Origin of the sequence: Mesorhizobium sp. WSM3859 (assembly GCF_002295065.1) — a bacterium.
Taxonomy (GTDB): Bacteria; Pseudomonadota; Alphaproteobacteria; order Rhizobiales; family Rhizobiaceae; genus Mesorhizobium.
Genome location: NZ_NSGG01000013.1, coordinates 103282 through 127797 on the forward strand (window position 1 = coordinate 103282; position 24516 = coordinate 127797).

Sequence of the window (24516 nt, forward strand, 5' to 3'; positions counted from 1 at the left end):
GCCCTTAACGATGCGAAACGCGTCAAATCATGTCAATTAGGAAAATAATATCATGACAATATTTCCGGCGCGGCACAATTTCAGGGCAATCTGCGCTCGGCTTGTGCATCAGATCGCGAGCAGCAGATGCTCCGGATCGCCGAGCAATAGCTTGGCGACAACGCTCAGGCCCGCCCGCAGTTCCCCCTCGGTGGTCGATCCGAGCGAGATCCGCACCGCAGGGCGCCACGGCGTGTCGGCGATGCGGAACGAGGTGCCCGGCGCGATCGCCACGCCGCGCAGGCGCGCTTGCGAAACAAAACTCTCCTCGGCGCGGTCGCCCGGCAGCTCGAGCCACAGATGCAGCCCGTCGCGGTGCATGCGATAATCGACCCCCGCCAGGACTTCCGCCGCGATCTCCTGGCGCCGCCTCAACGCCTGGCGCTGCCAGTTGACCAGTTCCATCGCCGTGCCGTCATTCACCCAGCGCGTGGCGATCTCCGCCACCATCGGCGTCGCCATCCAGTTCGAGACGAGGTGGCGGTTGGCGACGGCGGCCACATAGCGGTCCGGCACCGCCAGATAACCGATGCGCAGGCCGGGCACGGTGATCTTGGTGAACGAGGTGACGTAGAGCGTGCGCTCCGGCGCAAAGGCGGCGACCGCCGGCGGCCGGCCTTCGACCAGCGGCCCGAGCACGTCGTTCTCGATGATGGCGATGTCGTGCTTGCGGGCGACCGCCGCGATCTGCTCGCGGCGGGTAGCGTCCATCAATGTCGCCGTCGGGTTGATCACCGACGGCTGCAAAAACACGGCGCGGATGTCCGAGAGGCGGCAGGCCTCGTCGAGCGCCTCTGGGATCAGCCCGTTGCCGTCGATTGGCAGGCCTTCGAGGTTGAAGCCGAGATAGCGGGCCAACGGCACCAGCGTGTGGTGGCCGATCGCCTCGGTGGCGACCGTCGAGCCGGGCGGCGCCACGCTCATCAGCGCCACCGTCATGCCGGCGGTGGCGCCGTTGGTTAGGTTGATGTTCTGTGGCGATGCTTCCAGCCCGCACAGCTTCAGCCACTCGACCGCCACCGCGCGGTGACGAGGGAAAACCATGTTCGGCCGGAACGACAGCGCCGAGCTCGACGGCAGGTTCTCGGCGAGCCACCCCAGCGCCTGCTTCATCTTCTCCAGATGCATCGGCTCGCAGACCGGCTTCAGGATGGAGAGGTCGATAACCTCGCCCAGCCGCTCCGGGATGTAGGGCGGCTCCGGCTCGCGGCGCTGCGTCTGCACGAAGCTGCCGCGGCCGACCTCGCCGGAAATCAACCCGCGGCGGATCAATTCCTCATAGGCGCGGCTGACGGTCTGCACCGAAAGTTTCAGGTCGTCCGCCAGCCGGCGATGCGTCGGCAACCGCGTGCCATTGGCCAGCCGCCCGTCATGGATCGCGCGCGCGAACTGATCGGCCAGCGAGAGATAGGCCGGGCGGCGGATGAGAGCAGGATCAGGCTGCCATAATGTCATGACTTATTAGAGATCGAAATCAGTGCAATTGACAATCGAAATAATGCATCGTCATGGTGTCCTGAACGAAAGGCGGATACCGCATGGCGGCAGCGAAGCTCGACCCGATTGATCTCAGGATTCTCGACGCCATCCAGCGCGACGGGCGCATCACCAAGCTGGCGCTGGCCGAGAAGGTCGGCCTGTCGCCAACGCCGTGCTGGATGCGGCTGCGCAAGATGGAAAAGGCCGGCATCGTGTCCGGCTATCACGCCGCGATCGCCATGCGCGCCATCGCGCCGGTGGCGACCGTGCTGATGGAGGTGACCCTGGCCAATCACCGTCAGGCGGATTTCGACCGCTTCGAGCGGGTGGTGCGCGATATCCCGGAGATCGTCGCCTGCTGGTCGGTCGGCGGCGGCGTCGACTACGTGCTGAAGGTGATGGCGCGCGACATCGATGCCTATCAGCGGCTGGTCGACAGCCTGCTCGAACGCGAGATCGGCATCGACCGCTACTTCACCTACATCGTCACCAAGACGGTCAAGGATGAGACTGTGCTGCCGGTGGCCGATCTGCTGCCGGAGCAGTCCTAGTCGGAATGCGAGCGACATCGTGTGGCCGCAGATGGGGCGAAAACGCCCCTGCCATCGTCATCCACGGGCGAAGCAAGGAGCGAAGCGACGCGGCGCAGACCCGAGGATCCATTCCGTGACATCAAAGCTCCTCTACGGTGCAGAATTCTGCACCGCTACACCCTTCGGCCAAGGTAACGGAATGGATCCTCGGGTCTTCGCTCCGCTTCGCGTCGCTACGCCCGTGGATGACGAAGTTCAGGTGACTCGGCCAATTTTCGCGGCTTAGCGGCATCCGTCGGCGGTCGAGCTAGAGAGATCATCCACGTCTGCGGTCGAATAGAGACAATCTCTCTCTATCAGCTTGCCGAAACAGCCTCTTTGTCTCGATCGCGCGACTAGTCTCTCCCTATCGCCTTGGCACCCGGAGACCTGACTGATGTCCGCGCATTTTGCCCGCACCAACCACCATGAAGCGCTCGACCGCCTTGCCGATCGCCGCCTGCTTCGCGCGCTTGCCTATGTCGACGGCCACTGGACGGCGAGCGAGGCGGCCGCAAGTTTTGAAGTCACCGATACGGCGACCGGCGCCACTGTCGCCTTTGTGGCAGCGCTCGACGCCGCCCAGACGACGAAGGCGATCGATGCCGCGTCCCGCGCGTTCACCGCCTGGCGGGCGCTGCTACCGCAGGAGCGCTCGAAAACCTTAAGAAAATGGTTCGATCTGATCATCGCCGCCAAGGACGATCTGGCGCTGCTGATGACCCTGGAACAAGGCAAGCCGCTGAAGGAATCGCTGGGCGAGATCGACTACGCAGCTTCCTTCGTCGAGTGGTATGCCGAGGAGGCAAAACGCCTCAACGCCGAGAGCGTCACCAGCCATCTGCCGAATGCCGAGATGTCGGTGCGCCGCGAGCCGCTCGGTGTGGTTGGCATCGTCACGCCTTGGAATTTCCCGTCGGCCATGCTCACGCGCAAGGCCGCGGCAGCTTTGGCGGCCGGCTGCACGGTGGTGGCGCATCCATCCTCCGAAACGCCGCTCTCGGCTCTGGCGCTGGCCGAGCTCGGCGAGCGCGCCGGGCTGCCGGCCGGCGTCTTCAACGTCGTCACCGGCGATGCGAGAACGATCGTCGGCGCGATGTGCGCCGACGCCAGGGTCCGCGCGATGAGCTTCACCGGCTCGACCGAGGTCGGCCGGCTGATCGCCGCGCAAAGTGCTGCGACCATGAAGCGGCTGGTGATGGAGCTCGGCGGCCACGCGCCGCTGATCGTCTTCGACGACGCCGACGTCGAGAAGGCGGTGACCATCGCGCTCGACGCCAAATTCGCCACCTCCGGCCAGGATTGTCTCGCCGCCAATCGCATCTATGTCCAGCGGCCGATCTACGACCGCTTCTGCGCCGCTTTCGCGCGCCGCATCGAGAAGCTTCGCGTTGGCAATGGGCTATCCGCGGACGCCGAGATCGGGCCGCTGATGCATGAGCGCGCGCTCAAGAAGGTGGAGGAGCAGGTGGCCGATGCGCTCGCCCACGGCGCCCGTTGCCTGACCGGCGGCAAGCGTCACGCCGCCGGCCCGCTGTTCTACCAGCCGACGCTGCTCGTCGATGTGCCGGATGAAACACTGATGATGCGCGAAGAGACCTTCGGCCCGGTCGCAGCCGTCACGCCGTTCGACGACGAGGCGGAGGTCGTCGCCCGCGCCAATTCCACCGAATATGGCCTCGTCGCCTATGTCGTGACCGAGAACGGCGCCCGGCAAGCGCGCATGGGCCGCGCGCTCGACTACGGCATGGTCGCGATCAACCGGGTCAAGATCACCGGCGCGCCGATCCCGTTCGGCGGCGTCAAGCAGTCCGGCATCGGCCGCGAGGGCTCGCGCCACGGACTCGAAGCTTTCACCGATCTCAAATACCTCTGCCTCGATGTAGCCTAAGCTGCGCAGGCCCTCATTCTCGTCAGGAGTCAAAAAATGCTCGAACAGTCCAACGAACTCTCCGCCTGGGACCGCGATCACTTCTTCCATCCCTCGACGCATATGGGCACGCACGCGCGGGGTGAGTCACCAGCCAGGATCATGGCCGGCGGCGAAGGCGTCACCGTGTGGGACAGCACCGGCAGGAAGAGCATCGACGCCTTCGCCGGCCTCTATTGCGTCAATGTCGGCTATGGCCGCCAGAAGATCGCCGACGCCATCGCAAGCCAAGCGAAGAACCTCGCCTACTACCACGCCTATGTGGGCCACGGCACCGAGGCCTCGATCACGCTTGCCAAGATGATCATCGACCGCGCGCCGAAGGGCATGAGCCGTGTCTATTTCGGCCTCTCCGGCTCCGATGCCAACGAGACCAACATCAAGCTGATCTGGTATTACAACAACGTCCTTGGACGGCCGGAGAAGAAGAAGATCATCTCGCGCTGGCGCGGCTATCACGGCTCAGGCGTGATGACCGGCTCGCTGACCGGGCTGGAGCTGTTCCACAACGCCTTCGACCTGCCGCGCGCGCCGATCCTGCACACCGAGGCGCCCTATTACTTCCGCCGCGCCGACCGTTCGATGAGCGAGGAGCAGTTCTCGCAATATTGCGCCGACAAGCTCGAGGAGATGATCCTCGTCGAAGGCCCGGACACGGTGGCGGCCTTCATCGGCGAGCCGATCCTCGGCACCGGCGGCATCGTGCCGCCGCCGGCCGGCTACTGGCAAAAAATCCAGGCCGTGCTGAACAAATATGACGTGCTGCTCGTCGCCGACGAGGTGGTGACTGGTTTCGGCCGTCTCGGCACCATGTTCGGTTCCGACCATTACGGCATCAAGCCGGACCTGATTACCATCGCCAAGGGCCTGACCTCGGCTTACGCGCCGCTCTCCGGCGTCATCGTCTCCGACAAGGTCTGGCAGGTGCTGGTCAAGGGCTCCGACAAGCTGGGCTCGCTTGGCCACGGCTGGACCTATTCGGCGCACCCGATCTGCGTTGCCGCGGGTGTGGCCAATCTCGAACTGATCGACGAGATGGACCTGGTGAAGAACGCCGGCGAGACCGGCGCTTACTTTCGCGCAGAGCTCGCCAAGGCCGTCGGCGGCCACAAAAATGTCGGCGAGGTGCGCGGCGACGGCATGCTGGCCGCAGTCGAGTTCGTCAAGGACCGCGACGACCGCGTCTTCTTCGATCCGGCGCTGAAGGTCGGGCCGCAGATCGCGACCGTGCTGGCCGCCAGCGGCGTCATCGGCCGCGCCATGCCGCAGGGCGACATCCTCGGCTTCGCGCCCCCGCTCTGCCTGACGCGTGAGGAGGCCGACATCATCGTCGCCAAGACCGCCGACGCGGTGAACGGCGTGTGTGCCAGCATCTGAGAAGCGACATCTGAGAAGCGACATGAATGCCATGACCAGAACCATCCCCGCCACCATGGCCGCCGTGCAGCTTACCGGCCATGGCGGCCTGGAGAAGCTCGTCTACCGCACCGATGTGAAAGTGCCCGCACCTGCCGCCGGCGAGGTGCTGGTCAAGGTCAGCGCTTGCGGCATGAACAACACCGATGTCTGGGTGCGTCAGGGCGCCTATGGCACGGAGGAAGACGCGGCCGCCGTGTCGACCTGGCGCCGGCAAGGCAACACGCTGACCTTCCCGCGCATTCAGGGCAGCGACACCGTTGGCACCATCGTCGCCGTCGGCGACGGCGTGTCCTCCAATCGCATCGGTGAGCGCGTCATGGTCGACTTCTCGATCTACAACCGCGACGACGATTCTCTGGCCGACATCGACTATATGGGCCATGGCCGCGACGGCGGTTATGCCGAGTACCAGGCGCTGCCGGCCGAGAACGCGCATGTCGTCGACACCGGGTTGACGGATGTCGAGCTCGCCACTTTCTGCTGCGCCTACCTTACCGGCGAGCAGATGCTTGAACGCGCGGAGCTGAAGGCGGGCGAGCGCGTCCTGATCACCGGCGCCTCGGGCGGCGTCGGCTCGGGCATTGTGCAACTGGCACGGGCGCGCGGCGCCATCCCCTATGCCCTCGTCGGCAAGGGCAAGGAACAGGCCGTGCTCGACATCGGCGCCGAGAAGGTGATCACGCGCGGCGTGGCCGACCTGCCCGCCGCCGTCAACGAAGCGACCGGCGGCCAGCCCATCGACGTGGTGGCCGACCTCGTCGGCGGCGCCATCTTCAACGATCTTTTGCGCGTCCTGCGGCCCGAGGGCCGCTACACAACAGCAGGAGCGATCGCCGGCCCGGTCGTACAGCTCGATCTTCGCACCATGTATCTGAAGCAACTCGAGCTCCACGGCTCCAGCCAGGGCACGCGTGCCGACTTCCGCCGCATCGTCCGCTACATCGAGGAAAAGAAGATCAAGCCGCTGGTCGGCGGCGTCTACAAGCTGTCCGACTTCCACCGCGCCCAGACCGACTTCATGGGCAAGGACTTCGTCGGCAAGCTGGTGGTGGTGCCGGACGCAATGTGGAGTGGCGCCTGACCCTGGAAGGAGCGCCCGGCACGGTCAGCCGTCGATCGCGCCGCCCTCGAACCTGGTCGGGTCGCCTTCCAGCCGATCGGCATCTCCTGCCGCATCTGCGAGCGGTTGAATTGGGGTCAGCGCGCCGTGCCACCGCTCAAGCGGCGCCTGCGCGCCGATCCCGACATGCGTACCGTCCTGCGATACGCGATAACGTAGGCGCCGAACCTGCGCCGGAAGAGAAGGACGGTGATTAACCACGTTGGTGAGCCGAGGTCTCCCATGGAGGCCTTAAGGCGCGTCGCGCTGAACCGGATTCAGGCGACGCGCTTTAAGTCTTTGTTTTGATGCATGTCGTTGTCCCAGAACCGCAGCACACTTCTGGCGACACGCATTAGGCAGGCGCGCGGCGTTTAGACCTCGGATAGGTTTTGCCGGTATTGGTCTGAAAAAGGAGCCGGAAAGTCATGACCGAGATCTGGCACTCACTTCTCGCCAATCTTGCCCTTGTCTCCATCCTGGTCGTCGCCTGGGACCTTGTGGCGGATTTCACCGGGCGTCTGCCGCGGCGGATACAGTCGCTGCTTCTCGGCCTGGTCATGTGCATGGGCTCCATCATGTCCATGGCGACCGCCCTGTCGATCTCCGGCTTCGTCATTGATCTGCGCGCCGCCTTTATTGGCGCTGCCGCGTTCTTCGGCGGATGGCCGGCAATGGTCATCGCCACCGCCGGCTCCATCGCCTATCGGCTCTATCTCGGCGGGCAAGGTGCGGCCGCCGGCGTCATGGGCATTCTGATCACCGCCGTCGTCGGCCTGGCCTGGCACCACATCGTCGCGGTCCGCTCGCGCACCATGTTCGACATACTCGGCCTCGGCGTGTCGGTGTCGCTCGCCGGGCTGATCGTGCTCGTGATCATTCCCGCGCAATTCGCCGGGCTGGCGCAGCAGAGCACGCTCCCGTCCCTCGTGTTCCGCTTCGTCGGCACCTTCATCATCGCCGTGCTGCTGGACCGGCAGCAGCGGCGGCGCGATCTCGCCATGTCCAATATGATCTACGGGGCCATGGTTCGCGCGCTGCCGGATTGCCTGAACATAAAGGATGTCGAGGGCCGCTTCATCGCCGCCAATCCCGCCACCGCCGAAATGGTGAGCGCCGCCTCGGTCGAGGACCTCGTCGGCAAGACGGATTTCGATTTCTATCCCAAGGACGTGGCGGAGCGCTACAGGCAGGACGAAATGGGTGCGCTTGAAGCCGGGCAGACGTTGCGCATCGACCAGCCCACGCAATTCCCGGACGGCAGGCAGGGCTGGCTTTACACCTTGAAGGCCCCCTTCCGCGACGAGACCGGCAAGATCGTCGGCGTCATCACCTATAACCGCGACATCACCGAGCAGAAGCGGAACGCCCAGCTCAAGAACGACTTCATCTCGACGGTCAGCCATGAGCTGCGCACGCCGCTGACGTCGATCCGCGGCTCGCTCGGCCTGATCGCGGCCGGCGTCGTGGGCGAATTGCCGGCCAAGGCCGCCAATCTCGTCAACATCGCCCACAACAACAGCGAAAGGCTGGTTCTTCTCATCAACGACATCCTCGATATGGAGAAGATCGAATCGGGCGTCATCAGCTTCAAGATCAAGCAGATGCCCCTGCGGCCCGTCCTGGAGCAGGCCATCGCCGCCAGTTCCAACTACATGGCCGAGAGCAGGATCCGCATCGTCCTGGTCGACGATGCGCCGCGCGCCGAGGCCAATATCGACCCGGACCGCCTGCACCAGGTGATGGCGAACCTCCTGTCGAACGCGATCAAGTTCTCCGATCACGGCGGCACCGTCATGGTGAAGCTGCAGCGCCGCGACAGCGGCATGCTGCGCATCTCCGTGATCGACCAGGGCGCGGGCATTCCCGAAGCGTTCCGCAGCCGCATATTCGGCAAGTTCGAGCAGGCCGACGCGTCCAGCACCCGCAGGAAGGGCGGCACCGGCCTCGGCTTGAGCATCGTCAGGGCCATTGTCGAGAAGCTGGGTGGCGCCGTTTCCTTCGAGACAGAGGAAGGCAAGGGCACTTCGTTTCATGTCGACCTCGCCGAAGCGCAGAGGCAAGAGGCGAAACCGGTCTTTGTCGAGCGTCGGGCGCGCAAGCGCGATGGCCGCCTGCGTGTCCTGATCTGCGAGGACGAGCCCGATGTCGCCGCGGTGATCGCGGCGCTTCTGGACGCGGAAGGCTTTTCCAGCGACGTCGCCCCCGACATCGACACCGCCAAGGCGCTGCTGGGCTCGCGCGATTACGTGGCGCTGACGCTCGACATCAAGCTGGCGGGGGAATCCGGCATCAAGCTCTTCCACGACATCAGGGCGTCGCCGGTGAATTCCGACATTTCGGTCATCGTCATCTCGGCCGTCGCGGATGAGGCCAGGCGTTCGCTGAACGGCAGCGCCATCGGCATCGTCGACTGGCTGGAGAAGCCGGTGGATCCGAAACGGCTTCACGCCGCTCTCGCCAAGATCGCCGGCCGCCGGGTCGAGCCGAAGCCGCGGATTCTGCATGTCGAGGACGACGAGGGTGTGCTTGCGGTGATGTCGGAGGGGCTGGGTTCCGGCGTCTCGATCACCTCGGCGAAAACGCTGAAGGACGCGCAGCAGGCGATCGCGAACCATCGCTTCGATCTGGTCATCCTGGACATCGCGCTGCCAGACGGATCGGGGCTGGACCTGCTTGCCAATCTGCCGCTCGAAACAGGGGTCATCGTGTTCTCGGCGGCGGAACTGGACGACAAGCTGGGGGATCGGGTCCAGGCGATCATGACCAAGACCAAAGCGTCGGAGATCGACGTCGCGAAGCTGGTCAGGAACATGTTGGCTTCGGCCCTCGACGGCGCGGGAGCCAGCGCGCAAGCCAAGGAGTGACCCTCATGCCGGCAAGAATCCTCTATGTGGACGACGAGGACGACATCCGCGAAATCGCTCAGATGTCGCTGGAGCTTGAGCCGGAGTTCGAGGTGCGGTCCTGCGCTTCGGGCTCAGCGGCGTTGGTCGATGCGGCAGCATGGCGGCCCGACCTCATTCTGCTCGACGTGATGATGCCGGACATGGACGGGCCGGAGACGCTCAAGCGCCTGGCCGCTTCGCCGCCGACGGCGTCGATACCCGTGGTGTTCATCACCGCGCGCACCCAGACGCATGAGGTCGAACGCTATCTCGCCATGGGCGCGGTGGGCGTCATCGCCAAGCCCTTCGACCCAATGGCGCTTGCCGGTGACGTGAAGAAGCTGCTTGCTTCGCGCGCCGGCGGTCCGGTGGCCTAGCCGGGAGAGCGCCGCCAGAGGCAAAAAGCCTGTCGGCAAGCCCCTGCCTGGTGTTTACCCCTCCTATACCATGCGCCGATATTCATCTACTGATTGCATCGAAATGCGACTGGCGCGAATCGGCTTTATCTATGATTTGCGCGGTCTCGTTCGCATGGAACGCATTTGGCGGATGCAGGTCCATGGGTGATCACTCCGGGGGGCGACGGAACCGGAGCAGGACTGGTGGATGGAGCGAAGGCAAGAGTTCTGATCTGCGATGATGACCCGTTGCTGCTCGAGCTGATGGAATTCAGGCTGAGGGCGAAGGGATACGAGGTCATCAAGGCGGTCGACGGGGCGGAGGCGCTGGAGAAGGCGCAGCAGGACGCCCCCGACGTCGTCGTGCTCGACGCGATGATGCCGAAGGCCGACGGCCTTGAAGTGCTGGCGCGCATCAAGGGCGACCCGGCTTTGTCCGATACGCCGGTCGTCATGCTGACTGCCCGTAAGGCCCAAAAGGACATTGTCTCGGCCTTGGACAAGGGCGCCGACGACTATCTGGTGAAGCCGTTCATTCCCGAGGAGCTTTTGGCCCGGCTGGCGCGTCTCATCGCCCGCAAGAGCGGGAAGCGCTGATGCGGCGTGGCCGGCGCCTCAGCTTCGCCGCATGCCTGATCCTGGCTGTCGCCGCCGTTCCGCGCGGGGCGCTGGCGCAGACGGTCGACGAGCTCTACGCCTCGGCCGTCAAGGCGAGGCAAGCGCAGCATTTCGATGAGGCCGCCGACCTCTTGAAGCGTGTGCTGGCGCTGAAACCCGACAATACCGACGCGCTGGTCCAGCTGGGCTTCGCCGAGCTCGGCCGCAACGACCTTCCGGCGGCGCGCGATGCTTTTTCCAAGGCGCTTTCGCTGGCTCCGAACTACAGGGATGCCACCTTCGGCATGGCCGAGGTCGAATACCGCTCCGGTAATCTGGATGTCGCGCTGCCGCTGGCCGAAACCGTCGCAAAGGTCGATCCGGCCAATACCGACGCCGCAGCCCTTGTCGAGAACATCCGCAAGGCGAAGCAGGCAGCCGTCAGCAAACCTAAAGCGGTTGCCGCAGTACCGGCGGCGGTGAAGAAACCGCATCGCCGGCCCGATCCCGTTCTTGGCCTGATGGAAGAGGGCAGGCGCTTGCGGACAGAAGGAAAGCTGCCCGAGGCGGAAAAGGTCTATCGCCGCGCCCTGAAGCTGTCGCCGAAAAACACCGACATCCTGGTCGCGCTTGGCCTTGTCGTCGGCTCCAGCCGGCGCTTCGACGAAGCCGGGCACTTCTTCGACCGGGCGCTGGCCATCGAGCCCGGCCTTCTCGATGCCAGGCTGGGCAAGGTGCGCCTGGCGATCTGGCAAGGCGATACGCCGCGCGCCCGAGCGCTGATCGACGGCGTGCTGGCGAGCGCGCCTGACAATGTCGAGGCGCTCGATCTCGACGGAAGGATCGCCCTGCTGGAGAGCGACTACACGCGGGGCGCCCAGTCATTCCAGCGCGCGCTGGCGGTTGAGCCGAACGATGCCGAGGCACTGGTGGGGATCGGCGATGTGCGCCGGGCCGAGGGCGACGACGAGGCCGCGCGGCAGGCCTATCATCAGGCGCTGGCCATCGAGCCCGGCTCCGCCGACATCGAGCAGAGGCTGGCCGTCGCGCCACCGCGCAAATGGCGGCTCGACCTCGGCAGCGAGGTCAGCGATCTCACCAATGGGCTGGGCGACTGGACCGACAGTTCGGCCGGGCTTGCCTACCGGCTGTCGCCGCGCACGACGATTTCCGGCCACACCCGCGTGGCGACTCGCTTCGGCCGCACCGATATCCAGATCGAAGGCCGCATCGACCAGGCCTTCACACCGGCCTTCTCCGCCTATGCGCTCGCGGCAGTGACGCCGGATGCCGACTTCCTGGCGCGCTATTCGATCGGCGCCGGCGCGTCCTGGCAGGTCGTGACGCCGGCAAAGGCGTTCGGCCCGCTCTCGCTCAACATCGACACCCGCTACGACAATTTCGCCGATACAAGCGTGACCAGCATCCAGCCTTGGGTGCAGGCCTATATCCTCGACGGCCGCCTGGGTCTCTCCGCCCGCTGGGTGCATGCCGAGGACGATATCGGCACCCGCGCCGACGGCTATGTGCTCCGCGCCGACCTTGCGGTGACGCCTCGCTTCAACGTCTTCGCCGGCTATGCCGACGCTCCCGAGATCGACGACGGCGCGCTGGTGCCGACGCGCACCGTCTTCGGCGGCATTTCATTCGACGTCAGCGATCCTTTGACGCTGCGCACCAGCATCGCGCATGAAGAACGCCCGACCTTCGACCGCAACATTTTCGGCCTCGGCCTGACGGCGCGGTTCTGACCATGTGGTACATCTGGGACCTGTCGATACTGCTGAGCGCCCTCTCCCTGGTGATCATGCTGTTCCTGATCGCGCGCCGCCTGCTGCAGGAGCGCCGGGCCAGGGCGGCGGCCGACCAGCGGCGCCAATTGCTGACCGCGTTGATCGCCTTCACCGAAAACCGCGATCGCGAGGCGTTGAAGGCGACGGTACTTGGCGTGCCGGCCGGCGTGGTCATCGATGCCGGCTTCGAGTTCATTTCGCTGCTGCGCGGCGAGGAGAGGGACGACGCGCTTGTCGCCTTCATCGAATGCGGACTGCCGGACCGCGTCGGCAGGCAGCTCCGGAAAGGCAACGTCGCCGAGCGCATCCACGCGGCGGAGATGCTGGCGGCGCTGGGTTCGGAGGACGCGTCGGCAAGCCTGCTAACGGCGCTCACTCAGGACCGTTCGCGCGAAGTGAGGATCGCGGCGGCCATCGCGCTCTGCGATCTAGGCAGCCTGCCCCTGCTCGGCACCGCGCTGGATTTTATCGGCGTGGCGGGGCAGCGCTCGCGGCGCCTGATCGAGCTGTTCAGGCGCTTTCCACGCTCGCGCTTCAACGAGCTTGCGGTCCACGCATCCCGGGTGGACGCCTCGCCCTTCATCAGGGCGGCCGCGATCGACGCGCTTGCCCACGCTGGCGGCTTCGGCTTCGCCGATTTCTTCGCCAACCTGGCCGGCGATGCAGCGCCCGAGGTTGTCGCCGCCTCGGTGCGGGCGCTGGGCCTGACGGGGCACGCCGAGGCGCCGGCGATCCTGAAGCGCGCCATGGCCAACGACGACTGGGACGTGCGCGCCGCCGCCGCCGAATCCGCGGGCCGCCTCGGCCTGCCCGAGCTCGCCGCGCCGCTTTCCAGGCTGATGGACGACGAGTTCTGGACCGTGCGCTACGCCGCCGCCAACGCGCTGCGCTCCTTCGGCCAGCCGGGAGAGCGGCTGTTGCGAGAGATCGCTTCGGCGGAAGTCTCGCGCAGCCAGCGCACCGCCTCGCTCATTCTTGCCGAGGGGCCGGCCCTATGATCGCTGACTGGAGCCACGAGGTCGTTCTGGCCGCCACCATCCTGTCCTGGTTCATCATCGGCGCAGGGCTGGCGCAGACGACGATCTACCTCCTGCAGCTCGTCGTCGCCGGCTATGCGCTGTCCAAGCGCCCGCCCGTGGCGCGCTCGGCGCTGTTGTGGCAGCGCTATGGTGACGTCGCGCCGCCGATCGCGCTGCTGGTGCCTGCCTATAACGAGGCGTTGAATGTGGTCGAGAGCGTGCACTCGATGCTGGCTCTCGAATATCCGAATTTCGAGGTGGTCGTGATCAATGACGGCTCGAAGGACGACACGCTGCAGCGCCTGATCGAAGCCTTCAGGCTGGTGAAGTTCCAGCGGCCTTACGAGGAGGCGCTTGCCCACCAGCCGATCCGCGGCCTCTATTCCTCGCCGATGACCGAACGGCTGTTCGTGGTCGATAAGGAAAATGGCGGCAAGGCCGATGCCCAGAACGCCGGCATCAATGTCTGCCGCGCGCCGCTCTTTTGCGTCATCGACGGCGACTCCATCCTCGAGCCCGATGCCCTGATGCGCGCCGCCCAGCCTTTCATCGACGACCCGGAGCGCACCATCGCCGTTGGCGGCACGATCCGCATCGCCAACGGTTCGAGGATCGAGGCGGGCAGGGTGCGCGAGATCCATTTGCCGCGCCGCCTGCTGCCTTTGTTCCAGGTGGTCGAATATCTCAGGGCGTTCTTGATGGCGCGACTGGCCTGGAGCAGCATAAACACGCTGATGCTGGTGTCCGGTGCCTTTGGCATGTTCCGCCGCGCCGAAGCGGTGGCGGTGGGCGGCTTCACCAAGGGCTCGATGGGAGAGGACCTCGACATCGTCATCAAGCTGCACCGCCATATGCGGGACAAAGGACGCAAATATCGCATTCAGTTCATTCCCGAGCCGGTGTGCTGGACCGAGGCGCCGGAAACGCTGAGCGTGCTGGCCCGCCAGCGCTCGCGCTGGCAGCGCGGCGCGCTCGAATGTTTCTTCCGCTACCGCTCGATGCTGTTCAACCCGCGCTATGGCCGCGTCGGCTTCCTCGGCTTCGGCCACATCCTGATCGTCGATGTGCTGGGACCGGTGGCGGAGGTGCTGGGCTATATCCTGATCCCGGCCTTCTGGCTGCTCGGTATCCTGTCGGCCGAATACCTCCTGGCCTTCACCGCACTCATCTTCACCTATGGCGTCTGTGTCAGCGTCTGCTCGCTGATCCTCGAGGAAGCCGAGCTGCAGCGCTTTCCGCGCGCCAGGGACCTCGCGGTGCTTACGGTGGCCGCCGTGATCGAGAATTTCGGCTACCGCCAGCTGAACAATTTCTGGCGGGTGAAAGGCTGGTGGCAATTCTTGCGCGGCAACCAGGGTTGGGGCGAAATGACCAGGACCGGCCTTGGCGGCGCTGGTAAGAAGTGAGCCCGACCGCCGGCGTCAGGCCAGCCCATGTCACGCCAGCGTCCGCTCGATCTCCCCGATCAAGGCATCGAGCCCCGCGCGGACGGTCGAGCCATCCGCTTGCTCGATGAGCAGCGTCTCCAGCGCCGACGCCCGCGCGCTGATCTCCGCAAAGCCGAACGTTCCGGCCGCTCCCGCCAGCGAATGCGCGATCTTGATCAGGGGATCACTGCCGGGCAGGGGGCTGCTTTGACAAGCGACGGCCTTCAACTCCTCCAGCTGACCGGCACACCGGATCAGGAAGCGTTGCCGCAACGGGGCGAAGGGATCGTTTGCGATTGGCGCGCTCTCCAGGATAGCTATGGGCCTATTTAAGCAGAAAGCAGCGCTGGGTGAAACGGCTGCTCAACCGCGGCTGGCCCGGCTCCTCTACAGCCAGCCGTTCAGCCCGTTCGGCCACGCAATGACGAAGACCGCCAGCAGCAGCCCAAGGCCGATGTTGCGGTAGTCGGACAATTCCCGCATGCCTTCGTCGGCCAGCATCAGCACGGCGGCGCCGAGCAGCGGCCCCATATCGAGCCGAGGTCGCCGATGACGATCATCGCGATCGAATCCGCTCCGTCATTGCGGTGTCGAAGCCACTGCGGTAATCTCAATTGGATTGGACGATACGCATGCATCCTGTCGTTAGTGCAAGGGTTCCATCCCGCCTTATCGGATTGTGAACTCTTTAACAGACCTCCGCGTCGCAAGCTGAATTCTTGTGGCCGACAGGTTATAGCGGTTGGGGATTTTGCCATGCTGCGACGCTGCGCGCTGATTGCAGCCTTGATCGTCGTGGGCCTCACGACGGCGCAGGCGCGGGCCGATCGAAGAGTTGCCCTTGTCATCGGCAATTCCGAATACCGCCAAATCCCGGCGCTCAAAAATCCCGACAAGGATGCCGAGGATGTGTCGAACACGTTCCGGGTGGCCGGATTCGATGTGTTCGTCGCCAAGGACCTCACCAAGCTCCAGTTTGAGAAGGAATTCCGCAATTATCTGGCGGCAGCGGACGGCGCCGATCTGGCGGTCGTCTATTATTCGGGCCACGGCTTTCAGATCGGTGGCGAGAATTTTCTGATCCCGGTCGATGCGTCGCTCAAAGGTGCGGCCGACATCGAGGTCCAGGCGGTCAAGCTCGACGATGTCCTGCAGCAATTGCGCGCCAAATCGAAGATCCAGGTGATCATCCTCGACGCCTGCCGCAACAACCCATTCCCGCGCAAGGACTACTGGCTGCGCGACCAGTTGATCGCGGCCGGCGGCACCGGCCTCGCCCAGGTGAAAAGCTCGCTTAACACGCTGATCGCCTTCGCCACCGAACCGGGCGCCGTTGCCTATGACGGGTCCGGCGAGCTCAGCCCCTTCTCATCCGCCTTCTCCCGGCGCGCGCTGGCGCCGAACCAGGAAATACGCTCGGTGATGGCGGCCGTGCGCCGCGATGTGGTCGAGGCCACCAAGGGGGCGCAGGTTCCGTGGGAAAACTCCTCGCTGATCGACGAGGTGGTGCTGATGCGCCGCGCCAACCGGCCGGCTTTGCCGCCAGTGCTGGAAAAAACCGTGCCGTCGGGCGTCGGACCGGTCGCGCTCGACCTGCCGGTGCCGGTCGATGTCGACGGCGGCGCGGTCACCATCAGCATCGAAAGGCCGCCGGCGATGGGGCGCCTGATCCTGGACGGCAAGCCGGTCGCGACAGGCCAGCCGATAGAGGGCAAGGACCTGCCCCGGCTCCAGATGGATGTGCCGAAGGGCGCCGACGCCGAGGATCAGGTCGACATGCTGGCCTATGCCACGCATGACGAATGGGGCGGCGGGTCGCAGGGCATATTGGTGTTCCGGGTCAAGAACGGCGACGCTGCCGCGGGCAAGCAGCTCGTGGCCTCGCTGGAGTCCGAGCAGAAGCAGCAGGTGGTGGAGCGCGGCATTCACATAGCCGGCGCCGCCGAGGCGATCGAGAACCGCGATGTCCAGGTGGCCGTCGGTGTCGGCCCCGTGCCGCTGAAGCTGGATTTCCCAGCGAAGGATCCAGGCGTCAGCTTGAAGCTCGCGAGCTATCCGGCAACCGGGACGCTGTCCCTCCCGGACAGGACCCTGTCGCCTCAATCGAGCCTGATGGCCGATGAAGTCGACCAGCTGCGCTACGAACCGCAGATAGGTGCTGCCAAACCATTGATCGTCGGCTTCGAGATCAGTGCCGCCAACACGTCAGCGAAGCCGGCGACCATGAAGCTGTCGCCCAGCGTCGATCCGTGCGACACGCAGGCAGGCGAACCTTTGGACCTTCAGGGCGTCGTCCCCGGCCTGCTGCCGAACGAGATCGGCGCCGACGCGGTGGAGGCCTGTCGGGCGGCCGTGAAGGCCTATCCCGATGTCGCGCGCTTCCACTACGAGCTCGGGCGGGCGCTGCTCGCCGCCGGCAAGGTCGAGGAGGCGAAGAAGGCGATCCAGAAGGCTGCCGACCAGGGACATGTCCGCGCTGTGTTCGAGCTTGGCTACCTCAACGCAACCGGGACGGGTATGCCCGCCAACCGCAAGCAGGCCAACACTTTCTATGCGGCAGCGTCCGACAAGGGCGATCCTTATGGCATGACCTCATGGGGCCGCGCTTTGTTCAACGGCTACGGTGTAGACCGCGATACCGGCAAGGGGCTTGACCTGCTGCTCAAGGCGGCGGCGATGGGCCATACCTACGCGATGAACGATCTTGCGGCGATCTTCACCGAGGGTCGCAATGGTGTGCCGGCCGATCCGGCCCGCGCCGTGGCTTTCCTCAAAGCTGGCGTGGAGCGGCAGGATATGTATTCGATGAACCTGCTCGGCCGCAATTATCTCGCCGGCACGGGGGTCGAGAAGGACCCTAAGACCGCGCTCTCGCTGTTCCAGAAGTCGATGGATCTCGGCCAGCCCTATGCGCCCGGCAGCCTTGCCCGCATGTACCGGGATGGAGTCGGCGTCCAGCAAGATCTGGCCGAAGCGCAAAGGCTTTTCGAGCTTGCGACCGACCGCGGCGATCAGTCGGCCGCCTATGATCGCGCGGCGCTGGAGATGCAAAGGGGCGACAAGGCCAATCAGGCGGTGGCCGTGCGTTATCTTGCGTTCGCGGCCGCCCTCGATCTTCGCAACGAGATTCCGGACGCAAGGGCGACGCTGACGAAATTCGGGGCGAAGGTGAAGACGGCGGCCCTGAAGCAAATGCGCGGAGAACTCAAATCGAAGATTACGGCGGGCGGCTCGTTGGACGATCAACTGGTCAAGACGGCCAGGGCGGTCTGGGAACAAGCCAATCCGCGCCGGGACTTGTTCTGATCAACAGGGAGGCGATGGTGGGCATAGCATTGAAACAGGCAATCGTCGGGACAACTGTCTTCACCGTTTTGGCGACGCTCATGGGCTGTACGTCCTTGTTGCCGCCCGGACCAGAGCCGACGCCGGTGGCGGTGAGACCTCAGGCGAAGGTCGTCCGCACCACGACGCCACAAGTTGTCAAGCAACAGAAGGTCACTGCCAAAAAGCTAATCAAGCCTGTTCAGAACGAAACCCCACCGGTCGTCACTCCTACTTTGGGAGGCGGAGGCGCAGGCGGGGGCGCCGGTGGCGGCGGCGGTGGCTGGGGTGGGTAAGCAATCAAAGGCAAGTAAGCCCGTCGACGTTGCTTTGGCCATGATACCGCTCACCAGTCGCTCGCTTGGGAAACCCACTTCTGGGGACTGCTAATACGCGTCGACCGATTGCCGCTGCGCCTCCATCTCCACCATCTGGATGCCCATTTCGACGAAGGCCGAAAGCACGGCGAAGCGGTCGGCGGTCGAGACGCGCGCCAGCCCCGCCAGGATCCCGGCGTTGACGGCGTGGGCGGCGGGAAATCCGGTCGACAACATATCGAAGGCCGGGTCACGCCACGCCGCCGACAGGGCGATCCAGGCAGCCGGCGTTGCCGGCGACGGATCGGCAGCGCTGCCCAGCGCCGCCCGATGGCGGGGATTGCCGGGCTCGCCCACCCAGTCGCTGACGAGCGCCAGCAATTCGAGGTCCCTTTCGGCAAGGAGCTCGGCGAGATGACTCAGGCATTCATGCCCCCACCAGACCGCGGCACGCTCGGGCAGCAGATAGGCGCAGAACGTGACGGCTTCCTCCGGCACGCGCCCGGCAAGCAGCGTGCGGCAGAATTCCAGCGGAGGTTGGGCGGCGGCCGGCGACTTCATGTCCCGGGCGATCGCGGGGCAGGCAAGAAACAGATCCCTTGCCGTTCTGTATCCGAGTTCATTGGCCATCGCTGCCACACCCCGAGCATCGGCACAAATAGCACTGAAACCCGCGGCCAAGCGCCGGTCAAGCCTCAACCTTATCAGGCGCCGGCCATCGGCAACGTGCGCTTGTTCACAGACATTCGCTTCAGGATTTGATATAGTCCGCGCCAGCGAAAACCCGCTCAAAACAGGTCAAAACAGGAGTGACGGTCATGCGGTGGGGCAGCTCAGCCTTGGCATTGGCGGCCGTGCTTTTTTCAACGCACGTTTACGCCGATCCGCTTCAGAAATCGGAAGACATCGTAAAATTCTTCGCCGGCCAAGGTAGTCTTGGCGCGTCACGAGGCATCTGTGTCGGCACCGAGGAAGAGTGCAAGAGCAAGGCCGGGAAGAACGCTACGCCGCCCCAGAAGGCCGGACTCGACATGATGATCAACTTCGCCCTGGATTCGGCCCAGCTCGACCAGACCGCCCGCGCGGAGCTGGACGAGTTCGCCAAGGCGCTTAAGGACAACCGGCTGAGCACGTTCAGCTTCGTCGTCGAAGGCCACACCGATGCGACCGGCACGGACAGCTACAATCAGGGCCTGTCGCAGCGGAGAGCGCAATCGGTGGCGGCCTTCCTCGAAGCCAACGGCGTTCAGTCGGCGCGGCTCGAAGCGATCGGCCTCGGCAAATCGCACCCGCGCGTCGCCAATCCATACGATCCGGTCAACCGCCGCGTGGAAATGCGCATCAGGACGGAATAGACGGGTGGCGAGCAAGCCGACCCGTTAACAGCGACACAGGTCAAGGGGAGCTCGGTCAAAACACCGGCTCCCCTTTTTGTTTCTGTTTGTTTCGACGCAATCCCAAAGCGGAAAACCGCTTCACACTTTTCCTGGAATTGCTCAACGATCAATTCTTGATCGCGTTGCCGATCACAACGCCGCTGCCGAAGATCAATGCCTTGGTCAGGAAGTCGTTGTTTTCTCTCGGCGGCGGCGCGTCCTCGCGAACCACGGTCTCGCTGTTGCGCCAGCGCTGCACGACCTGCGTCTGTTTCCGGCGCGGCTTTTGCTGCGCCACCGGGTTCAGCGTGCGGGTCTTCTGCACTTGCTTCTTGGCCGGCGCGGCGCGCGCCTGGTCGTCGGCGTTCCTGGCGCGCACGGCATCCATCATCGGGTCGGTCTGGATCACCAGCAACGTGAGCTGCTCGCGCGTCAGATAGGTGGTTGGCGGCAGCCCGTTCTTGCCTTGCCAGACGCCGATCGCCTGGCGCGTCCTCGGACCGATATTGCCGTCGACCTGGCCGAGCTCGTTGCCCAGCGCTTCGATGCGCAATTGCAGGTCGATGCGGCCGTTGCGGTCGAGCCCGATGGCGCTTTCCGTCAGTTCGCTGCCTTGCGTCTTTCTCATCTCGTCGGTGATGCCGACCGAGGTGCGGACTGCCGAGCCTGGATTGGCACTGGCATCGTCCGCGCCGAGCGCCGCGACCTGCTTGCTCGCCGCCGGGTCCTTCAGCTGGTCGATGTTGAGCTTCGCCACAGTCGCGAAACGGCCGTTCGGGAACTGGTCGAGATAGGCCTCGTAATAGGGGATGGCGTTCTTCTTCGAAGCCTCGTCCCAAAGCCGCTGCTCGACCTCCCAGGACGGCGGCTCGCTCGCCACGGGGGCAGGGGCTGCCGACGCCTTGGCCGCGTCTGCCACCGGCGTCGCGGAGGGTGAGGCTGTTTCTGCCGCGGGCTTGCCGATGAACACCTCGCGTCCGAGCGAGGCATTGTGCCATGGCCGCTGCCTCCCCTGCGTGGCTTCCGTCACCTCGCCGCGCACCCGCGTCAAGGCGCTCTGGATCTCGACGCCCGGCTCGGTCAGGTGCTTGGCCAGGGCCAGCGAATAGGGGCTGTCGACGCCGTTGCCGTCGAAGGCGATGGCGCCGGGGTCAGTCGCATAGGCGATCAGCACGCCACCCGTGCCCATGCCGTCGGCCTTTGCGTCGACCGGCGCCAGCCCGGCGCCGAGCGAGCGGCTCTTCGGCAGCGCCGCGGCCAGCGTGCGCGCCAGCGGATTGTCGCGGCAGGCATCGAGGATGATGATGCCGACGGCGGGGTCGGCCGGCAGCGCGGCCATGAACTCGTCGATCTGCACGGTGCGGGTCTTGAGATAGGCCGGCGCCGTCAGCTCGGCATCGACCGGAATGAGGTAGTTCTTGCCGTCGACCTGCATGCCGTGCCCGGCATAGTAGATGACGGCGAGGTCGGCATTGTAGGACTCTTCGGTGAACTTGCTGATCAGGCTGTGCATGCCGGCATTGTCCTGGTCGACGCCTTCGATCACCTCGAAGCCGGCGTTGCGCAGCGTGGACGCGATGAGGCGGGCGTCGTTCGCCGGGTTGGGGAGAGCGACCGCATTGACATATTTGCTGTTGCCGATGACCAGCGCGACACGCTTGCTGTCGGGCGCAGCGGCCTGGGCGCCGAACGCGGCGTGGAAAAGCAGGATCAACCCGCCCAAAAGAATGGCGAACGCTTTCATGGGATCAGCCCTCCGCCCCTTGGGGCGCGTTATCGATGTCTGCGCATGCTGAACGTCGTAAGCGACAACGTCGCTTCTGCCAAAATCGTCTCTTGGGCGTCTGTGATCTCGGCCACAGATTTGGTTCACGAGGGACTTGAAATTTCCTCCGTGAATGTCCGCGAATATATCATTCGCGCGCCTGAAAACCAATCGGCCCATCCAGCCATGCGAGGTTTGGTGAACCGGCTAACCGGGCTCCAGCGTCTCCTGGAGGGAGCCTATCAGCGCGGTGATCGCCTGCTTGTATTTCTCGAATTCCGGCGACGTCTGCCGCACTTCGGTCGTGGTCGTCGTCGGCTGGCCCTGGCCGGTCGCCACACGCGGCACTTTCTGTCCCATTTTCCGCTCTGCCCAGTCGACGACGTAGCTCGCGGTCTTGCCGGTGAGGAACGGGTTGGCCTGGATGACGGCCGATCCGAGCACGGCGCTCAGTTGCGTCGGGCCCGGTGCCGCCAGAATCTGGGCCGCGCCTTCCATGCCGAGGAAATGGCAAAGATAGAGCCGGCCGGCGGTGATCTGGTGGCCGCGCGCGCGCAGATAGGCCTCGCCCTCGCGCGCCAGGTTGCGCACCATTTCGCGCGACAGCGTCGCGTCGTAGCGAAGCGCGAGCAGATCGGCGGTCGACAGCGAGCGGGCAAGGTCGGGCCGATAGGTGTTCATCATCCGGATCCAGGTCTTGGAGATGAACTGGCCGGCGCCGGTCGCCGAGGAAAGCGGGTTCTTGGCGCGGGCGCTGCCGCCGCTTTCGACATGCACGATCCGGTCCGTCAGCGTTTCGACGGCGGCATCGCCGGAACCGCCGGAACTGACGGCAACGGCAGTTGCGACGGTGGTGACTGTCCCCAACGGATCGATCGCCTCGCCGTTCAGGTAGAGCTCGAAATGCAGATGCGGGCCGGTCGAAAGCCCCGTTGTGCCGATATAGCCGATGACGTCGCCGGCCTTCACCTTGGTGCCGACGCCGCTCGCGATGGCGAATTTCTGCATATGCGCGTAACGCGTCTCGCGGCCATTGGCATGCGTGATCTTTACCAGATTGCCATAGCTGCCGCCGTCGCCCTGGAAAGAGATCTCGCCGTCGAAGGCGGCCATCACCGGCGTGCCGAGCGGCGCCGCCCAGTCGACACCCTTGTGGATCCGGACCGTGCCGAGGATCGGATGCTTGCGCGGGCCGAAGGTCGAGGTCATCACCCCGGCGACCGGCGTGACCATGCCGTTGGTGACGGTCAGCGAGCGCACCTGGTCGTCGCCGGTCACGCAGGCATACTGGCCGTCGCTCTGCTGGAAGACGAAGCAGTCGAGGCTCGTGTCCGCGCCTTGAACGCCGACATAGAGCACCCGTCCGGAGATCTCGCCTTGGCCGCGCGGCGTCTGCGAATAGATCAGCACCAGGCGCTGGTCCTCGCTGGCGAAGGCGTCGAGGTCCTGCCCCCGCGACAGATACATGATCGCCTCGCCGATGACGCTGGTCGGCACCTTGTTGCGCGCGGCGGTCGAATAGATCGCGTCGAGCAGGCGGTACTGCCGCTTCGGCCCGCCCTGGTCGGACGCGCCGGAATAGTTGAACAGGTCCTCGCGGACCCAGGGGTCGACGCCCGACACGAAGGCGCCGGCCGCATTGCGCGTCAGCGTGCCGACATAGACGTTCCTGGCGTAGATGGAGACCTGCATCAGCGACATGGCCGTCGTCTCGCGGTTCGGCCGGAACCCACGCATCGCGACGACGAAGCCGGACTCCAGCCCGTCGCGGTTGAACAGCGTCTTCAGCGCCTCGCCGGCGAGCTTAGCGTCATCGGCGGAGAAATGCGCGTCGAGCGCCACCGAGTCTAGGCTGCGGTCGTTGAGGATTTTCACGAACGTGTCCTCGGTCGCCTCGAAGCGCTGGTATTCGCTGGTAACGGTCGCAACAGTCGTGTTGTTCTCGATCGCGGTTTTCTTGAAAGCGGGAAGCGCCGCTTCTCCCTGATCGATGGTCTCGCCCCAGCCGGCCTCGGGATCGTCGGCGTCGGCCTTGGGCGCCGAGCCGGCGTCGCTTTCGTCCGGCGCCGCCTGCAGGTCGTTCTCCAGATCGCCCTGTTGATCGGCCTGCTGATCGTTCGGCGCCACGGCCGGCGGTGCCGGTTGCTGGTCGTCGGGCGCCGTTGCCGAAGGCTTGGGAGCGGCCTGCCGCTGCGCCTGGAAGAAGGCGAAATCCTCCTGCGTCGAGGGGATCGTCGTCATGAATTTTTCGCTGGCGCTCAGCATCACGTCGGTCAGGATTTCGATCTGCGGCGAAGCCCCGGAACTGTCGAGCTCGGCCGGACGCGCGACGGTCTTGCCCTTCGTGGCGGTGTCGGCATCGGGCGCGAGCGTGATCCACATCGGGTCGCCGGCGAGATCGATGATCGCCGGCACATAGACTGACGCGTCGGGCGGCACGTCTTCCATGCCCTCGACCGGATGCAACTCCTCGTCCTCGTCGCCGAACGACCAATAGTCCTTCGTCAGATAGAATCCGGTGGCGACGGCAACGATGGCGAGCGCGCCAAGCCCGGCAAGAGCCCGGCGCCAGAGCTTGCGCCGACGCTCGGCCAGGCGGGCCTGTTTCTTCTGCCTGAAACTCGTGTCGATCGAGTGCGTCACGGGCTGTTTCCGGTCAGGAAATAGGTCCAGCGCACCTGCTCGAGGGTGTCGACCTCGACGAAGCGCGCCGCGATATGGCCGCGCTGCCAGCACTCCTCGATGCCGCGGATCGAGAAGCGCCTGCGGTCGATGCACATCTCGGTCGATCCGTTGAGGATCGCGTGGCCGAAGACGTCCGTCGCGTAGAGGTAGATGTAGCGGTTGGTCAGTTCCTCGCGGATGACGTTGACGCACTGGTTGCCGCCGATCGTCCACCAGCCGTCCGTCTGGTCGGCATTGTCGACCTTCTGTCCAACGGCGAGATTGACGACGTCGAGCGTCTGGTTGCAGACGGTGAATTCGGCATGCGCCTTGCCGGGCGAAAGCATCGAGAGCAGCGCCGCGCCGAGCAAGACGGCAAGCGTCATGCGGTCCGGAAACGGCAATCGGAG

General features: G+C 65.1%; 19 protein-coding genes and 1 pseudogene. 13 read left to right on the forward strand and 7 right to left on the reverse strand.

Annotated elements, in window-relative coordinates; translation table 11 throughout:
- Nucleotides 1–108 precede the first annotated feature (108 nt).
- Nucleotides 109–1494 (reverse strand): PLP-dependent aminotransferase family protein, encoded by a 1386-nt coding sequence (locus tag CK230_RS24215; protein WP_095819655.1) that lies wholly within the window; start codon nt 1492–1494, stop codon nt 109–111.
- Nucleotides 1495–1577: 83 nt separating this feature from the next.
- On the opposite strand from CK230_RS24215, the gene CK230_RS24220 reads away from it, so the two are divergent.
- The 11 genes and pseudogenes from CK230_RS24220 (at nt 1578) to CK230_RS24270 (ending at nt 14639) form a co-directional block, all read left to right on the forward strand.
- On the forward strand, nt 1578–2069 hold the full coding sequence (locus CK230_RS24220) for an Lrp/AsnC family transcriptional regulator (RefSeq protein WP_095819656.1): 492 nt from the start codon (nt 1578–1580) through the stop codon (nt 2067–2069).
- Nucleotides 2070–2487: 418 nt separating this feature from the next.
- Nucleotides 2488–3981 (forward strand): NAD-dependent succinate-semialdehyde dehydrogenase, encoded by a 1494-nt coding sequence (locus tag CK230_RS24225; protein ID WP_095819657.1) that lies wholly within the window; start codon nt 2488–2490, stop codon nt 3979–3981.
- Nucleotides 3982–4017: 36 nt separating this feature from the next.
- Nucleotides 4018–5397 (forward strand): aspartate aminotransferase family protein, encoded by a 1380-nt coding sequence (locus CK230_RS24230; protein ID WP_095819658.1) that lies wholly within the window; start codon nt 4018–4020, stop codon nt 5395–5397.
- Between the two features lie 22 nt (nt 5398–5419).
- Nucleotides 5420–6520: an alcohol dehydrogenase family protein gene (locus CK230_RS24235; RefSeq protein WP_095819659.1), complete on the forward strand. Its 1101-nt coding sequence runs from the start codon at nt 5420–5422 to the stop codon at nt 6518–6520.
- A gap of 69 nt (nt 6521–6589) precedes the next feature.
- Nucleotides 6590–6718: pseudogene (locus CK230_RS24240) on the forward strand (short-chain fatty acyl-CoA regulator family protein); the annotation flags it as partial.
- Nucleotides 6719–6966: 248 nt separating this feature from the next.
- Nucleotides 6967–9405 (forward strand): ATP-binding protein, encoded by a 2439-nt coding sequence (locus CK230_RS24245; RefSeq protein ID WP_095819661.1) that lies wholly within the window; start codon nt 6967–6969, stop codon nt 9403–9405.
- Nucleotides 9406–9410: 5 nt separating this feature from the next.
- Nucleotides 9411–9803, forward strand: coding sequence for a response regulator (locus CK230_RS24250; RefSeq protein ID WP_095819758.1), 393 nt, complete (start codon nt 9411–9413; stop codon nt 9801–9803).
- Nucleotides 9804–10028: 225 nt separating this feature from the next.
- On the forward strand, nt 10029–10421 hold the full coding sequence (locus CK230_RS24255) for a response regulator (RefSeq protein ID WP_095819662.1): 393 nt from the start codon (nt 10029–10031) through the stop codon (nt 10419–10421).
- The gene (locus tag CK230_RS24260; protein WP_095819663.1) at nt 10421–12172 is read left to right on the forward strand and encodes a YaiO family outer membrane beta-barrel protein; all 1752 of its coding nucleotides are present in this window, start codon (nt 10421–10423) and stop codon (nt 12170–12172) included. Before CK230_RS24255 ends, CK230_RS24260 begins: the two co-directional genes overlap by 1 nt.
- Before the next feature lie 2 nt (nt 12173–12174).
- Nucleotides 12175–13212: a HEAT repeat domain-containing protein gene (locus CK230_RS24265; protein ID WP_095819664.1), complete on the forward strand. Its 1038-nt coding sequence runs from the start codon at nt 12175–12177 to the stop codon at nt 13210–13212.
- On the forward strand, nt 13209–14639 hold the full coding sequence (locus CK230_RS24270) for a glycosyltransferase (RefSeq protein ID WP_176480192.1): 1431 nt from the start codon (nt 13209–13211) through the stop codon (nt 14637–14639). The genes CK230_RS24265 and CK230_RS24270 overlap by 4 nt, the downstream gene beginning before the upstream one ends.
- Nucleotides 14640–14669: 30 nt before the next feature.
- Here the strand turns inward: CK230_RS24270 and CK230_RS24275 are convergent, their stop codons facing one another.
- Together CK230_RS24275 and CK230_RS33210 are read right to left on the reverse strand one after the other, a co-directional pair.
- On the reverse strand, nt 14670–14933 hold the full coding sequence (locus CK230_RS24275) for an Hpt domain-containing protein (RefSeq protein ID WP_245430045.1): 264 nt from the start codon (nt 14931–14933) through the stop codon (nt 14670–14672).
- A 114-nt stretch (nt 14934–15047) separates the two neighbouring features.
- Entirely contained in the window at nt 15048–15191 is a 144-nt protein-coding gene (locus tag CK230_RS33210; RefSeq protein WP_176480193.1) for a hypothetical protein, read from the reverse strand.
- A gap of 225 nt (nt 15192–15416) precedes the next feature.
- Between CK230_RS33210 and CK230_RS24280 the strand changes: the two genes are divergently transcribed.
- The gene (locus CK230_RS24280) at nt 15417–17966 is read left to right on the forward strand and encodes a caspase family protein (RefSeq protein ID WP_095819666.1); all 2550 of its coding nucleotides are present in this window, start codon (nt 15417–15419) and stop codon (nt 17964–17966) included.
- 404 nt (nt 17967–18370) lie between these two features.
- Here CK230_RS24280 and CK230_RS24290 read toward each other — a convergent pair whose 3' ends face one another.
- A complete protein-coding gene (locus CK230_RS24290; protein ID WP_245430046.1) occupies nt 18371–18931 on the reverse strand; it encodes a hypothetical protein in 561 nt (186 codons plus the stop codon).
- A gap of 188 nt (nt 18932–19119) precedes the next feature.
- Between CK230_RS24290 and CK230_RS24295 the strand changes: the two genes are divergently transcribed.
- Nucleotides 19120–19656: an OmpA family protein gene (locus CK230_RS24295; protein ID WP_176480194.1), complete on the forward strand. Its 537-nt coding sequence runs from the start codon at nt 19120–19122 to the stop codon at nt 19654–19656.
- Between the two features lie 148 nt (nt 19657–19804).
- Here the strand turns inward: CK230_RS24295 and CK230_RS24300 are convergent, their stop codons facing one another.
- From CK230_RS24300 to CK230_RS24310, 3 genes are all read right to left on the reverse strand, one after another.
- A complete protein-coding gene (locus tag CK230_RS24300; protein ID WP_095819669.1) occupies nt 19805–21421 on the reverse strand; it encodes a caspase family protein in 1617 nt (538 codons plus the stop codon).
- 228 nt (nt 21422–21649) lie between these two features.
- Entirely contained in the window at nt 21650–24085 is a 2436-nt protein-coding gene (locus CK230_RS24305; protein ID WP_095819670.1) for a M23 family metallopeptidase, read from the reverse strand.
- The gene (locus CK230_RS24310) at nt 24082–24492 is read right to left on the reverse strand and encodes a DUF1036 domain-containing protein (protein ID WP_245430047.1); all 411 of its coding nucleotides are present in this window, start codon (nt 24490–24492) and stop codon (nt 24082–24084) included. The genes CK230_RS24305 and CK230_RS24310 overlap by 4 nt, the downstream gene beginning before the upstream one ends.
- Nucleotides 24493–24516 lie beyond the last annotated feature (24 nt).